This is a genomic window from Microbacterium sp. H37-C3 (assembly GCF_027157935.1).
GTDB classification, from domain to species: Bacteria; Actinomycetota; Actinomycetes; order Actinomycetales; family Microbacteriaceae; genus Microbacterium; species Microbacterium plantarum.
The window spans coordinates 17219-31622 of sequence record NZ_JAPVLR010000006.1 but is presented as its reverse complement, the minus strand read 5'-3'; the positions used below and the strand labels follow the sequence as shown (position 1 = coordinate 31622).

12 protein-coding genes are annotated in these 14404 nt (G+C 63.8%); all 12 read left to right on the top strand.

The features are described 5' to 3' along the window. The first annotated feature begins 144 nt into the window (after positions 1-144). On the top strand, positions 145-1224 hold the full coding sequence (locus tag O1W71_RS14470) for a LacI family DNA-binding transcriptional regulator (RefSeq protein WP_269268528.1): 1080 nt from the start codon (positions 145-147) through the stop codon (positions 1222-1224). Positions 1225-1402: 178 nt separating this feature from the next. After that, entirely contained in the window at positions 1403-2677 is a 1275-nt protein-coding gene (locus tag O1W71_RS14465; RefSeq protein WP_269268527.1) for an ABC transporter substrate-binding protein, read from the top strand. 44 nt (positions 2678-2721) lie between these two features. Continuing rightward, a complete protein-coding gene (locus O1W71_RS14460) occupies positions 2722-3681 on the top strand; it encodes a carbohydrate ABC transporter permease (protein WP_269268526.1) in 960 nt (319 codons plus the stop codon). A gap of 13 nt (positions 3682-3694) precedes the next feature. Continuing rightward, a complete protein-coding gene (locus tag O1W71_RS14455) occupies positions 3695-4579 on the top strand; it encodes a carbohydrate ABC transporter permease (RefSeq protein ID WP_269268525.1) in 885 nt (294 codons plus the stop codon). 21 nt (positions 4580-4600) lie between these two features. Next, a complete protein-coding gene (locus tag O1W71_RS14450) occupies positions 4601-5719 on the top strand; it encodes a glycoside hydrolase family 117 protein (RefSeq protein ID WP_269268522.1) in 1119 nt (372 codons plus the stop codon). Then, complete coding sequence (locus tag O1W71_RS14445) at positions 5719-6810, top strand: mandelate racemase/muconate lactonizing enzyme family protein (RefSeq protein WP_269268521.1); 1092 nt, start codon at positions 5719-5721, stop codon at positions 6808-6810. The genes O1W71_RS14450 and O1W71_RS14445 overlap by 1 nt, the downstream gene beginning before the upstream one ends. Before the next feature lie 168 nt (positions 6811-6978). Next, positions 6979-9753: a glycoside hydrolase family 2 TIM barrel-domain containing protein gene (locus tag O1W71_RS14440; RefSeq protein WP_269268520.1), complete on the top strand. Its 2775-nt coding sequence runs from the start codon at positions 6979-6981 to the stop codon at positions 9751-9753. Positions 9754-9853: 100 nt separating this feature from the next. After that, positions 9854-10810, top strand: a complete 957-nt coding sequence (locus tag O1W71_RS14435) for a carbohydrate ABC transporter permease (RefSeq protein ID WP_442924518.1) — start codon at positions 9854-9856, stop codon at positions 10808-10810. Then, complete coding sequence (locus O1W71_RS14430; protein ID WP_442924516.1) at positions 10807-11733, top strand: carbohydrate ABC transporter permease; 927 nt, start codon at positions 10807-10809, stop codon at positions 11731-11733. Before O1W71_RS14435 ends, O1W71_RS14430 begins: the two co-directional genes overlap by 4 nt. Before the next feature lie 71 nt (positions 11734-11804). Beyond that, a complete protein-coding gene (locus O1W71_RS14425) occupies positions 11805-13157 on the top strand; it encodes an ABC transporter substrate-binding protein (RefSeq protein ID WP_269268518.1) in 1353 nt (450 codons plus the stop codon). A 151-nt stretch (positions 13158-13308) separates the two neighbouring features. Continuing rightward, on the top strand, positions 13309-13554 hold the full coding sequence (tatA, locus tag O1W71_RS14420) for a Sec-independent protein translocase subunit TatA (protein ID WP_269268517.1): 246 nt from the start codon (positions 13309-13311) through the stop codon (positions 13552-13554). A gap of 11 nt (positions 13555-13565) precedes the next feature. Next, positions 13566-14399, top strand: a complete 834-nt coding sequence (tatC, locus tag O1W71_RS14415; protein WP_331282659.1) for a twin-arginine translocase subunit TatC — start codon at positions 13566-13568, stop codon at positions 14397-14399. Positions 14400-14404 lie beyond the last annotated feature (5 nt).

Sequence of the window (14404 nt, the reverse complement as noted above, 5' to 3'; positions counted from 1 at the left end):
TCGACGCCAATGTCTTCGTGATCGGATCTATAAGGGAACCGGTTTTTCACACTAGCGGATCCGCGGGTCGAGGGCAACGTCCCTATGCTATTCGTAATCCCGCCCGACGGATCGGCTGGGAGTGGCGATGAAGCAGGGGGCCGAATGAGCGAATCGCAGATGGACAAGGGCGAATCGCCGGATGCTGCGGCTTCGACGCTCCGTGGCCGTGCGCGCCTCGTGGATGTCGCTGAGCGAAGCGGGGTGACGAAGTCGATCGTCTCGCGCATCATGAACGATGACCGCAGCCTGCGGATCCGACCTGAGACCCGGGAGCGGGTGAAGACTGTCGCGGAAGAGCTGGGGTATCGGCCGCATGCCGGCGCACGAGCTCTCTCGGTGTCGCGCACGGGTGCGTTCGCCCTTCTCATTCCGGACCTGACCAACACCGTGTACGCCGCGATCATGCGCGGAGCCTTCCGGCGTGCGAAAGAGCATGGCTATGTGCTGCTGATCGCTGAAGACACGCCCGATGCGCCGGCCGGCCCGGACGACTACGCCGAGCTCGTCGTCTCAGGACGCGTCGATGGCCTGCTCGTTGCCTCTGCGCGCCCGGGCAACCCCATGGTGGACAGGCTCATGCAAGACCCCGCTTCGGTGGCACATGTCTTCGTGAACCGCGAAGTCGAAGGCTCCGGCCGCAACATCGGGCTCGACATGCACGGGGCGAGCGCGCTGGCCGTCGATTTTCTGCACTCGCATGGTCATCGTGCGATCGGGCTCACGGCCGGTCCGCCCGATCTGCATCCCGCGCGTTCGAGACGCGAAGGATTTGTTGATCGCATGACATCTCTTGGTCTCGATGCCGCACGCATCGCGCACGGAGACTTCAGTGAGCGTGGCGGCTTCGAAGCAGCGAATCAGCTCTTGGCGGCGCATCCTGAGCTGACGGCCATCTACGCCTCGACATTCGGCCAGGCCGTTGGTGCTTTGAAGGCTGCGAGGGAGCGTGGGTTGCGCGTACCGCAAGACCTGTCGGTGATCGCGTACGACGACCTCTCCGTGGCAGAGTATCTCGACCCGCCGTTGACGACGGTGGCGATGCCATTGGATGCTCTCGGCGTCGCTGCCGTCGATGCGCTCGTTGAGCAACTTGCCACTCAGCGGCCGGCGGAGCATCGACTGCCAGACGGATATCGAGTTGTGGAGCGCAAGTCGGTGGCGGCGCCCCGCATCACGAACTGACGCCAACTCGCGCCCGGGGTTGCGCGCTGCGCACTCTTCCGCTTACACTCTGGAAAACCGGTTCCCTGATCGGTAGTACCACACCTGCATTCGCAATGACGCATTGAAAGGGATTGCAATGACGAAGTCATCTTTCGACCCTCGGGGGATCTCCCGTCGAGGTTTTCTGGTTGGTGGGATGAGTGCGGCCAGCATCGCCGTTCTCGCCGCCTGCTCCCCTGGCGGAGGAGGCTCGAGCAGCGGCGGAGGCTCGTCCCGGCTGCCGTTCTGGGATATGCCGTGGGGGTCGCCTGCGCAGGCGTACATCGATGCCGGAAAGTCGATCACCAAGAGCTACTCGCCGAGCGGTGACTTCCCGGGCGCCACCTATCAGTCGATCCCGTGGAACAACTGGCTGCAGACGTTCAGTTCCGCGGTTGCGGCGGGCACAGGTCCCGCGATCAGCACCGGCGGCGCCTTTCAGTCGCTCCAGTACTACGTACAGGACGCCATTCACCCCGCCGACGGCGTGCTGAAGAAGCTCGAGGCCAGCGGGAAGATCGGCGACTTCCTGCCCGGGACGATCGATCAGTTCTCGTATGAGGGGGTGCACACCGCCCTGCCGTGGAACGTCGACGCGCGCATGTTCTGGTATCGCAAGTCGCTCCTCGAGGCTGCAGGGGTCGATGTGCCGACTTCGTGGGATGAGTTGCACTCCGCGGGGCTCGCGCTCAAGAAGAACGGCGTCTACGGCATGATCGCTTCAGGAGGAGGCGGCGGCAACGCGTACCAGACGCTGCTGTCGATCGTGTTCAACAACGAGGGCGGCCTCTTCAACGCTGCGGGCGAACCCGACACGATGACCGATCGCAACCTTGAAGCAGTCGAGTTCATGCGGATGCTGTCGATCGACGGCATCTTCGATCCCGGTAGCGTGAGCTACTCGGTCGCGAACGTCAACGAGCAGTTCATCGCCGGCAAGGCCGCGATGTCCATCCTGCCCCCTGATCTGGACAATTCCCTCGAGGATCCCGAGCTGGCAGCGGACACGCTCATCGGAAGCCCACTCGCAAGCCCCAATGGCACGTACGGTACACAGGCCTACACGAGCGACCTCATGATGTACACGGGTCGCGGCGACTGGGATGTCGAGGCCGTCGAAGAGTTCGCGATTTACTACCTCAGCGCGATGGAGGAGTACTGGAAGCTCGGCGTGCTCAACAAGATCCCCGTCCTCCAGAGCACGGTGGATCTGCCCGAAGTGCAGGAGAACCGCAACTTGGTGAAAGCGATCGACGAATGGCTGCCGGTTGCTCGTCCGCTGTTCTCGAACGCAGACCAGGCCTTCCCGGAGGTCAACGCCGTCGACGGTGGCCAGGCGATCACCACCTGGGCTCAGGAGGTCATCCAGGCGGAGAAGAGCGCTGAGCAGATCATGCAGACGCTGCAGGACGAGATCGAAAAGGTCATGTAGTTGCCGACGATGGCGAGCACGAGAGTAAAGAAGCTGGCGGAGAAATGACGACGACGGAACGATTGTTGACCAAGCGACCGACCCGTAAGGGCTTGGTGCCTGGCGGAAGGGGGCCCGCGGGACCGCGGGGTTCGCTCTCGCCTGGACGGACTACCACCATGGCGGCGCTCCTGGCGCCGTCCATCCTCCTCCTGGTCGCGATCAACGCCTACCCTCTCGTGTTCGCCATCGGGCAATCACTGCATGATGGAGGGATCACCGGCGCCGGCGATTTCGTCGGGCTGGAGAACTACGCGACGGCACTACAGGATCCTGCATTCTGGAACGCCGCCTGGTTCACCCTGATCTTCACCGTCGTCTCGGTCGGAGTCAGCTGGATCATCGGTATGACGTTCGCTCTGGTGCTGCGCAATCCGTTCCCCGGTCGATCGGGATTTCGACTGCTTCTCCTTCTGCCATGGGTCGTGCCGGTGGTCGTATCCACGACCAGTTGGAACTTCTTGGTCGCGACTCAGAGCAGCCCCGTGCCTACTCTCTTTCGCGCACTGGGATTCGGGGACGTGCAGTTCCTCGCCGACCCCACGTGGGCGATGATCACGGTGATCGTCTTCAAGATCTGGGGCAGCTTTCCTTTCATGTTGCTGATGATGAACGCAGCGCTGCAGTCGGTCGACCACAGCGTCGAGGAAGCCGCGCGCATCGATGGGGCAACTGCGTGGCAGAAGCTGCGACACATCATCCTGCCGATCATCGCGAAGCCGATCTATATCAGCTGGGTTCTCGCCGCGATCTTCACCGTGAACGATTTCCCCACGATCTATCTCCTCACAGGGGGAGGTCCGGTCGGGGCGACGAACACTCTCGTCGTGTTCGCCTACCGACTGGTGTTCCAGGACTTCCGCACCGGCTACGGCGTGGCCGTCGCCTTCTTGATCACGATCGTGATTGTGGCGGTATCGGTGTACTTCTTCCGGCGCATCAATCGCGCCCCCCTCGCGAACTGATCGGAGCGCAATCGTGAGTGAAACTCAGAACCTGGTCATCGCCCGGCACGATGCCCGGCGCGCGCAAGCCCGACCGACCTCGCGGTTCGAGCGCAAGCAACGCATTCGCGGGTGGATAACGTTCGCGGTGATGGCGATTATCACGGCGCTCATCCTCACGCCTATCATCAACATCATCGTGCTCTCGTTCCAGGGCGGGCAGACGCTCTCGGGCGAGACGATCTGGACGTTCGACAACTTCACCGAGATCTTCACCGAAACTCCGGTCTTCACCTACCTGACGAACAGCCTGATGGTGACTCTCGGGACCACGGTCTTCGGAGTGATCATCGGCGCGATGGCCGGATATCCCCTCTCGCGGCTGAGGAACCGTTTTGCGCGGGGCTACTCCCTCACCCTGTTCGTCGTGCAGGGTCTGCCGGTGATCGTCATTGTGATTCCACTGTTCGTTGTCTTCGCCAGCCTGGGCCTCGCGGACAGCCTGACAGGCGTTGCAATCATCTTCATCGCCGGAAGCATGGCAGTCACCTGTTGGATGATGGCGTCGTATTACGACAGCATCCCGTTCGAACTCGAAGAGGCCGCCTGGGTCGACGGAGCGAGCGTCTTCGGCGCCTTCGTGCGTATCGTGCTGCGCAATTCGTATCCGGGCATTCTGTCGGCGGCGATCTTCAGTTTCTTGGTTGCCTGGAATGACTACCTCGTGGCTGTCGTGTTCCTGCGCAGCGAAGACAACTTCACTCTTCCGATCGGCCTGCAGTACTTCTTCCAGCAGAACTCCACCGACTGGGGGCCGGTCATGGCCATGTCTGTCGTCATGCTGCTCCCACCTGTCATCATCTTCGCCGCGCTCAACCGATACTTCTCCATCGGCGGCGTCGGCGGCGCAATCAAGTAAGACCGAAAGGCCATCCGAGCTATGCCCAAGCCCATGCTCAGCACCGCGAGCCAGCGAGCTGCTGCGTACTCATCAGACCCGCAGTGGTTCTGCGACTTCACCGAGGAAGACATCACTGGTCTCGTTCCCGAACCAGGCGTTCACCGCCGAGACCCCTCCAGCGTTCTGTTGAAGGACGGTACCTACCACGTCTGGTACACCAAGTCGACGGGCGACGCCGTGGGATTCGGCACAGCCGACCCGCGCGCCAAGGTGTTCCCGTGGGACTGGTCTGAGATCTGGCACGCGACCAGCGTGGACGGCGTGGAGTGGGTAGAAGAAGGCAGGGCCGTCGGAGTCGGCGCATCGGGCGAGTACGACGACCGTTCCGTATTCACTCCAGAGGTGCTCGAGCATGAAGGGCGCTACTACCTGGTGTACCAGGTAGTGCAATCCCCTTACCGGCTGCGGAGCTTCGAATCCATCGCCATGGCATCAGCAGATCGGCCAGAGGGTCCGTGGACCAAAGTCTCGGCGCCGCTGCTAGAGCCGGCAGCCAACGGAGAGTGGGCGGGAGAGGAGGATGACCGCCTCGCGGTGCTCTCGCAAGGCGACTTCGACAGTCACAAGGTGCACGACCCGCTGTTGCTCCCTCTGAACGGAAAGTTCTTCCTGTACTACAAGGGCGAGCAGATGGGGGAGCGCTTCACCTCGGGTGGACGCTCGACGAAGTGGGGCGTGGCGATCGCGGATCACATCGAGGGGCCGTACACGCGGTCCGAGCTGAACCCCATCACGAACAGCGGCCACGAGACGTGCTTGTGGTTGCACGACGGCGGCGTGGCGGCATTGCTCACCACCGATGGACCGGAGCGAAACACGATCCAGTACGCCGCTGACGGCGTGAACTTCGAGATTCAGTCATACGTCCCGAATCCGCCGATCGCGGCGGGTCCGTTGCGGCTCGACGCACCTACTCAGGTGCCACTGGACGGTCTGCGCTGGGGGCTGTGCCACGACGTCACCGGCGAGTGGGGCTACCTCAAGGCGTTCCGCGCGGACGAGACCCAGAAGCTGAAGTACGAGCTCGGGGTGAGCCCCGAGAAGGGCAACGAGGCGTTCCAGGCGAAGCTTGCCGAACTCGCGGACGGGGCACGCTGATGGCGATCATCGAACGTGTGCGCACCGACCTTTACCGCGTGCCGCTGGCGAACCACCTCACCGACAGCACCCACGGCGTCATGATGGACTTCGAGCTCATCACCGTCCGGATCGATGACAGCGATGGTGCCACCGGAGTCGGATACACGTACACCGTGAATCACGGCGGTGCTGCCGTCGCCACGATGATCGAGAAGGATCTGTCGACCTGTCTCATCGGGAAGGACGCCGATCAGATCGAGCGCCTCTGGCAGGACATGTGGTGGTGCTTGCACTACGCCGGTCGCGGCGGCCACCAGACATCTGCGATCTCGGCTGTCGATATCGCCTTGTGGGATCTCATCGGTGTGAAGACCCGGATGCCGCTGTGGAAGCTGTTCGGAGGATACGACCCGCGGGTACCGGTGTACGCCGGCGGTATCGATCTGGAGTTCCCGCTCACGCGCCTCCTCGAGCAAGCTGACGGATTCCGCGCACAGGGGTTCCGGGCGATCAAAATGAAGGTCGGTCGAGCGGATCTGCGTGAAGATGTGGCGCGCGTGGCTGCGATGCGCGAACACCTGGGCGAGGGATTCCCGCTCATGGTGGATGCCAACATGAAGTGGAACGTCGACGAGGCCCTCCGCGCCTCGCGGGCATTCCTGCCTTTCGATCTGACGTGGATCGAGGAGCCCACGATTCCCGACGACCTTGCCGGCAATGCGCGTATCGTCGCGCACGGGCAGCACGCGATCGCGGCCGGGGAGAACCTGCACACGATCTACGACTTCGCTCAGGCGATCGAACGCTCCGCGCTGACGCTGCCGGAGCCCGACGTCAGTAACATCGGCGGATACACCGGGTTCCGCAAGGTCGCGGCGCTGGCCGAAGCACACAATCTCAGCCTCACGTCGCACGGTGTGCACGACTTGACGATTCACTCGCTCGCCGCGGCTCCGCACCGCACGTTCATGGAAGCCCATGGCTTCGGTTTGGACGAGTTCATCGCTCAGCCCATGCAGATCACCGATGGCTTCGCTACGGCTCCTGATCGACCTGGCCACGGCGTGGAGCTCGACTTCACCGGCCTGACCGCTCTCGACGCGGCCTGACCGCACCACCGCATACCGGCACAAAACCCCCACCGCTTCGACGAAGCCGACGCTCTCCGCGCCTCGGCTCCCTCGGCGCACCCAAGATTGAGGACAAGCATGCTTCCTGTCGTCGGCCCTTTCCGACCCTGGACAGACCCCACACAGACGGCCATCGGGCGGCTCCCCATGACGACCCGCGGCGTTGAGGCGAGCGATATCACGCTGGATGGCACGTGGTCCTTCCGCTTGTTCGATACGCCGGACGACGTTCCGGTCGATGCGCTGACGGGCGACACGGACGCCGTCGGATGGCACGAGGTCGCGGTGCCGGGCAACTGGACCTTGCAGGGTGTGGGCGACCTCCCGCACTACACGAACATTGTCATGCCCTTCGACGGGCCGCCACCGATCCTGCCGGCCCGCAACCCCGCGGGCGTCTATCGGCGCTCGTTTGAGGTGCCACAGCATCCGGCCGGTTCGCGCATTCGGATCTGTGTCGGCGGGGCCGATAGCGTGCACGTCGTCTACCTCAACGGCCAGTTCATCGGGTACGGAACGGATGCTCGCCTCGACAGCGTGTATGACGTCACCGACCAGGTTCGCGATGGTGAGAACGAACTCGCTATCGTCGTGGTCCGCTTCAGCGCGCACAGCTACATCGAAGATCAAGATGCGTGGTGGATGGCCGGGCTCCACCGCCCAGTGCACCTGATGATCAGACCCGCTGATCGCCTCGAAGACGTGCGAGTGGAAGCCGATTGGGATCCCACGGCGGGCACCGGGTCGCTGCACGTACGTGCCGTCGCGGCTCTGGAAAGACTGGAGGCGGGATGGTCGCTGCGCGCAACAATCGGTGACGCGACCACCTCCGTCGTTGCCGCGCACCCCGCAACAGCGCCCGTCGATGTCGATCACACGACCACCTATCAGTTCACGGACGTCGGCGGCACCCTCAGTCTCGACGCGCTCGCTGTCGAGCCCTGGAGCGCCGAGAGCCCGACGCTTTACACCTGCGTGATCGATCTCCTGAACCCCGAGGGTGACGTCCTCGACACCGTCACTCAGCGCGTGGGCTTTCGGAGAGTCGTCATTGACGGCCCTGATCTGCTCGTCAACGGCCAGCGGGTCTGGATCCACGGCGTGAACCGACATGACCACCACCCCGATCGCGGAACCGCGGTCACCGTGGATGACATGCGCGCAGACCTCGTGCAGATGCGTCGCCACAACATCACTGCGATCCGGACCGCGCACTACCCGAACCGTCCGGAGTTCCTGGACCTGTGCGACGAGCTCGGCTTCTATGTCGTCGACGAGGCGGACATCGAGTCGCACGCCTACAACTGGCACGTGTGTGACCGTCCGGAGTATCGAGAAGCGTGGGTGGAGCGCGTCGCGCGCATGGTGCAGCGTGACAGGAATCACCCCAGCGTCATCATGTGGAGCCTCGGGAACGAGTCCGGCTATGGAGCCAATCACGACGCTGCGGCCGCCTGGGTGCGCCGCTCAGAGCCGACCAGACCGCTCCACTACGAGGATGCGATTCGTACGCAGGGGTGGATCGACGGCGGTCGTCACGCGACGGATGTGGTGTGCCCGATGTATCCCACCGTCCCCGAGGTGGCCGACTACGGGCGCGCTGTGGCGGACGGCCGCGCAGACAGGCCGTTCATCATGTGCGAGTACAGCCACGCGATGGGCAACGCGAATGGCTCGCTCGCCGATTACTGGGACGTGATCCACTCCTACCCCGGGCTGCAGGGAGGCTTCATCTGGGAGTGGAAAGACCATGGGCTCCGTCATCCTGACGCCGCCGATCGTCGGCTGCACTACGGAGGCATGTTCGGCGACAACCCTCATGACGGAAACTTCATCGCGGATGGACTGGTGTCCTCTGACCTGACGCCTCATCCCGCCATGACAGAGGTGTCGTGGGTCTATCGCCCCGTGGCGACGTGGGTCGAGGATGGCCACCTCCTCGTAGAGAACCGTCGGTCATTCGCATCCTTGGACGACCTGTACGCACGCTGGGTTTTCACCGACGGCGACACAGAGATTTCAGGTGACCTGGAGGGCGTCGATGTGCCACCGGGTGAGCATCGGAGCGTCCCTCTCCCCATCGCCCTTCCGCACGACCTCGGGGGCGTGCTGACCGTCCGCTGGTACCTGCGCGACGCGAGGTGGTTCGCTGAGGCGGACCATCTCGTCGCCTGGGACCAGTACATCGTCGACAGCCCGATCGGCGGCCGGTCGACAGGCGCACCCGTCGCTGACGGAGCCATCGTCGCGGGCCCTGTGCCGCAGCTGTGGCGGGCGGCGGTGGACAACGATGGATTCAAGCTCATGCTCGAGTGGGCGGCCGCCGAATCCAAGGGCAGCCAGCGGCTGCACAAGTGGCTGCAACAGGGGATCGGCAGCATGGCACCGACGGACCTCATCGAGTACGACCGCGAGGTCCAGCCCGGCCACGAATCGCATACCTTCACGATCCCCAACGACCTGGCGGGACTGCCTCGCGTGGGGGTCCGCTACGAGATCGACCCTCGATTCACCAGGATGCGCTGGTTCGGTCGAGGGCCGGGAGAAAACTACGTGGACCGCAAGCGCGGGAGCATGATCGGCCTCTGGGAGGCCGGCATCGACTCTCAGCCCTACCTCGTTCCTCAGGAGTACGGATTGCGTACAGACGTCCGCTGGGTCGAACTGATCGACCCAGCCAAGGGAGATCGACTGCGGATCGAGACTTCAGGGGAGCCGTTCTCCTTCTCAGCGATTCGGCATACCGCGGAAGAGTTGTATGACTCCTCGCACGAAACGGAACTCACCGAGCATCCTCATCTGATCTTGAGCTTGGATGCCGCCCACCGCGGTCTCGGCAACGGCGCATGCGGTCCTGAGCCGCACGAAGAGTACGAGATCGGCCCCGGGACGTACACGCTCGCCTACACGATCACGCGCTGACACCGTCGGAGAGCTCCCCGCGATGCCGTTCGTTACGCGGATCGACGGCCCCATGGGTATCTGATACGTTCGAGAAACCGGTTTAACGATGGGACGGTCAATGTCGACAATTCACCAATCGCCCCCGCGCGAGCCAGCAACGACTCGCCGTGAGCCGCCCTCGCGACGTGGACGCGGGCGAATCGAGCGCTCCCAGGCTCGAGCGGGACTCGGGTTTCTCGCACCATTTCTCATCGTGTTCGCGCTGGTGTTCATCGCCCCATTGCTCTACGCGGTCTACCTGAGCTTGTTCAAGACGCAGCTCATCGGCGGGACCGCGTTCGTGGGGCTCGACAACTACGCTCGGGCTTTCGCAGACGAGAAGCTCTGGAGCGGATTGGGACGGGTGCTCCTCGTCCTCCTGGTGCAGGTGCCGATCATGCTGGCAGTTGCGGTGTTCGCGGCGCTGGCGATCGACAGCGGACGTCTGGCGGGTGCGCGCTTCTACCGCATCGGGATCTTCCTTCCCTACGCCGTTCCCGGTGTGGTCGCCGTGCTCATGTGGGGCTTCATCTACAGCGAGCGTTATGGACTCACCGGCAACATCAACGAGGTGCTCGGCGCACCACTGCTGGATCCGTTGTCTCAGGCCTGGATTCTCCCAGCTATCGGGAACATCCTGACGTGGGAGTTCATGGGGTACAACATGCTCATCTTCTACTCCGCGCTGCGCACGATCCCCAGCGATTTGTACGAGGCGGCGGCGATCGACGGCGCAGGGGCGATGCGGGTCGCCTGGAGCATCAAGCTCCCCGCACTGAGGGGAGCGTTGGTCATCGCGACGATCTTCTCGATCATCGGAAGTTTTCAGCTGTTCAACGAGCCGAACATCCTTCAAACACTCGTTCCCACACTGATCTCGAGCTTCTTCACGCCGAACATGTACGCCTACAACCTGAGCTTCGTCGGTCAGCAGTTCAATTACGCGGCCACGGTCGCCATCATCATGGGGATCATCACAGCCGTGATCGCCTACGTCGTGCAACTGCGCGGCGCGAAGGAGGCGCTGCGGTCATGACCTCTTCAGCGATCGACCAGTCCACGCGCGCGATCACCACAAGGGGAGCGCGCGCGCGACTGCGTCGGAGCGACCGGCCGCGCCGACGCTCCTCGCTCGTGCTCAGCGTGGCGATGGGCCTGACGATTCTGTACTCCTTGCTCCCGCTCGCGTGGTTGCTGATCAGCTCGACGAAGACGCAGACCGAGCTGATCACGTCTTTCGGATTGTGGTTCTCCGGACCGTTCGCCTTCTTCGACAACATCGCGGCGACGCTCGCCTACGACGACGGCATCTTCCTGAGGTGGTTCGGGAACACCGTCCTCTATGTCGTCCTGGGCGCGGGGGGTGCCACCATCCTGGCGACGCTCGGAGGCTATGGGCTCGCGAAGTTCCGGTTCCCGGGCAAGAAGCTGGTGTTCGCCGTCATTCTCGGCGCGATCGCCGTCCCGGGGACAGCACTTGCCGTCCCCACCTTCCTCATGTTCAGCGCGGTGGGACTGACCAACACGATCTGGGCGGTGATCATCCCCTCTTTGGTAGCGCCATTCGGGCTGTACCTCATCTGGGTATACGCCGCCGATGCGATCCCGAATGAGATTCTCGAGGCGGCTCGAGTGGATGGCGCGGGGGAAGTGCGGACCTTCATCACGATCTCGGTGCGCATGCTGGTCCCCGGGATCGTGACAGCCGCACTGTTCGCGGTCGTCGCGACGTGGAACAACTACTTCCTCCCGCTGATCATGCTCAGTGATCCGGCGTTGTTCCCGCTGACGATCGGGTTGCAGCAGTGGAATGCGCAGGGTGTCGGGTCAGGCGCGGATCCGATCTTCAACCTCGTCATCACTGGCTCTCTCCTGACGATCGCGCCGATCATTGCGGCATTTCTGTTCCTCCAGCGCTACTGGCAGTCCGATCTCGGCGCCGGAGGGGTCAAGCAGTGACGAAGGGGACACTGCTCGATCAGCACCCTTCCCCTCAGAGTGAAAGGACACACAGCGATATGCACGTCAGAATGAAGCGAACAGTGCGCACGCTCGGCGCAGTAGCGGCGGCGGCACTGGTGATGGGCGGCGTCGCGGCCTGCGCGGCCGAAGACGGCACGGCTGGTGGGAATGGATCCTCGTCCGACGGCGCGACGGACATGTCCCAGCTCGATGCCGCGCTTGAAGAGGGCGGGACGATCACCTACTGGGGATGGGCTCCGTGGACTCAGGAGCAGGTCGATGCGTTCGAAGCGGAGTACCCGAATGTCACGGTCGACTTCGTCAACACCACGTCTGCCGGAGATCACAACGTGAAGCTGCAGAACGCGATCACGGCGGGCAATGGCGCACCCGACGCGGTGCAACTCGAGTACCAGTCCTTCCCGCAGTTCGTGCTGCCGGGTCAGCTGGCAGACCTCTCCGCATTGGGCATGGACGAACTCGAGGATGACTTCACCGCATCAACGTGGAGCCAGGTCTCTGCCGACGGCGTCCTGCGAGGGCTGCCGCAGGATTCGGGTCCTATGGCGATGTTCTACAACGCCCGAGTGTTCGACGAGGCGGGCCTGGATGTGCCTGCCACGTGGGATGACTATCTGGCGGCGGCCGCGACGCTCAAGGAGGACGGCTCTTTCATCACCAATGATGATGGCGGCTATTCGGGGCTGGGTCTCGGCATGATCTGGCAGGCCGGGGGGCAGCCGTTCGCCGCCGAGGGTGAGAGCGTGACCATCGATCTTCAGGACGAAGGCTCGCAGCGCTGGGCGGACATGTGGACACAGCTGCTGCAGGCTGACGAACTTGCGATGATCCCGGGCGGCACAGAAGAGTGGGGCAAGGCCCTGAGCGACGGAACGATCGCGACGGTCGTCGCCGGTGGGTGGTTCGCCGGCTTGCTGTCGGGCGCCGCGCCTGAGGGCGCGGGAGACTGGCGGGTCGCACCCATGCCGACATACGACGGCGGTGACCCCGTGAGTGCAGAACAGGGGGGAAGCGGGCAGGCCGTCCTCGAGGTCAGCGAGAACAAGGCGCTCGCGGCTGCGTTCCTGCGCTGGTTGAACACGAGCGACACCTCCGTGGGGATCGTGATGGAATCGGGCGGCTTCCCGACGACGCGAGCTCAGCTCGAGGACCCGGCCTTCCTCGACACCGAGTCGGAGTACTTCGGCGGCCAGAAGGTGAACGAGGTCCTCGCCGCGGCGGCCGAGAGCGTGCCTGCCGGGTGGCAGTACCTGCCGTGGCAGGCGTACGCCAACTCGATCTACGCAGACACCGTCGGCCAGGTCTTCCTCGACGGGGGCGACATCAACGATGGTCTGATCGCCTGGCAGGAGGAGAACGTCGCGTACGGCGTGGACCAGGGGTTCAGCGTCAACGAGTAAGCGCATCCGGATGGCCCTGGGCACCCGACGGTGTACCCAGGGCCATCTCGGTCTAGAAAACCGGTTGCGCAGATCCAGATCCCGATCTACACTCAGATCACATCGTCCGCCCGCCGCACAGGAGCGGGGCGCACAGCAAAGGAGCACTTCGATGTTCGCAAACCTGACCGGGTGGCACATGATCATCCTTCTCGTCGTCATTCTTCTTCTCTTCGGTGCGGCCAAGCTGCCCGCACTGGCCAAGAGCGTGGGCCAGTCCGCTCGCATCCTGAAGGGCGAGATTCGCGAGTCGCGAGCGGAAGACCAGGCGAGCACGGATGTCGCAGAGACGTCACAGCAGCACGACAGCGCGCCTGTGGCGGCGCCGCATGCCGCCGGCCCTCGGCCGACTGCGTAGCGGGTTCAGACGTGGTGACTCTCGTCCGGCCGCGCCGGGGCCAGGGTGACCGACGCAAGGGGACGATGCGCCTCGGGGCCCACCTCGCGGAGCTGCGTCGCAGGCTGTTCATCTCCTTCATCGCGCTGCTGGTTGCCGCCGTCGCTGCCTTCGCGCTGACGGATCCGATCATTCACTTCCTGGCGTCCCCGATTCGCGACATCGCCGCGGAGCAGGGGGATTCTCTGACCGCGCTGACGTTCACCACAGTGACGGCCGCTTTCGATCTTCGGCTGCGCATCGCCATCGCGGTCGGCGCCATCGTCGCCGGTCCGGTCTGGTTGCTGCAGGTCTGGCTGTTCCTCGTCCCCGGCCTCACCCGACGTGAGGTGCGGTGGACACTCGGGTTCGCATTCTCGGCGATCCCTCTGTTCGTCGTGGGATGCCTCACCGGGATGCTGATCGCACCACATGCGATCACGTTGATGGCTTCGTTCGCTCCCGAGGGGAGTGCGCTGTATCTGCAGTCGACGTACTACTACGATTTCATCCTCAAGCTGATCCTGGCTGTCGGGGTGGCGTTCTCGGTGCCGGTGTTCCTCGTGATGCTCAATCTGTTCGGTCTGGTCAGCTCGCAAGGACTGCTCCGTGGCTGGCGCATCGCAGTTGTCGCATCCGCAGTGTTCGCCGCACTTGCGACGCCGGCCGCGGATGTCATCTCGATGCTGCTCCTGATGGCTGCGATCACCACGCTGTATTTCGGCGCATGGTTCGTGACGGTGCTCCTAGAGCGCCGCAGCCGTCGCGGCCTCGAGCGCTCCCCGGGCGCCGGCGCCGCGATCGCGCAGGCCGTCGTTGCCGACTAGGAGAC

Bases quoted from the DNA above. Each gene is read 5' to 3' on its own strand.
- O1W71_RS14470 (WP_269268528.1), top strand. From the start codon at position 145: ATGAGCGAATCGCAGATGGACAAGGGCGAATCGCCGGATGCTGCGGCT.
- O1W71_RS14465 (WP_269268527.1), top strand. From the start codon at position 1,403: ATGAGTGCGGCCAGCATCGCCGTTCTCGCCGCCTGCTCCCCTGGCGGA.
- O1W71_RS14460 (WP_269268526.1), top strand. From the start codon at position 2,722: ATGACGACGACGGAACGATTGTTGACCAAGCGACCGACCCGTAAGGGC.
- O1W71_RS14450 (WP_269268522.1), top strand. From the start codon at position 4,601: ATGCCCAAGCCCATGCTCAGCACCGCGAGCCAGCGAGCTGCTGCGTAC.
- O1W71_RS14445 (WP_269268521.1), top strand. From the start codon at position 5,719: ATGGCGATCATCGAACGTGTGCGCACCGACCTTTACCGCGTGCCGCTG.
- O1W71_RS14440 (WP_269268520.1), top strand. From the start codon at position 6,979: ATGACGACCCGCGGCGTTGAGGCGAGCGATATCACGCTGGATGGCACG.
- O1W71_RS14435 (WP_442924518.1), top strand. From the start codon at position 9,854: ATGTCGACAATTCACCAATCGCCCCCGCGCGAGCCAGCAACGACTCGC.
- O1W71_RS14430 (WP_442924516.1), top strand. From the start codon at position 10,807: ATGACCTCTTCAGCGATCGACCAGTCCACGCGCGCGATCACCACAAGG.
- O1W71_RS14425 (WP_269268518.1), top strand. From the start codon at position 11,805: ATGAAGCGAACAGTGCGCACGCTCGGCGCAGTAGCGGCGGCGGCACTG.
- tatA (WP_269268517.1), top strand. From the start codon at position 13,309: ATGTTCGCAAACCTGACCGGGTGGCACATGATCATCCTTCTCGTCGTC.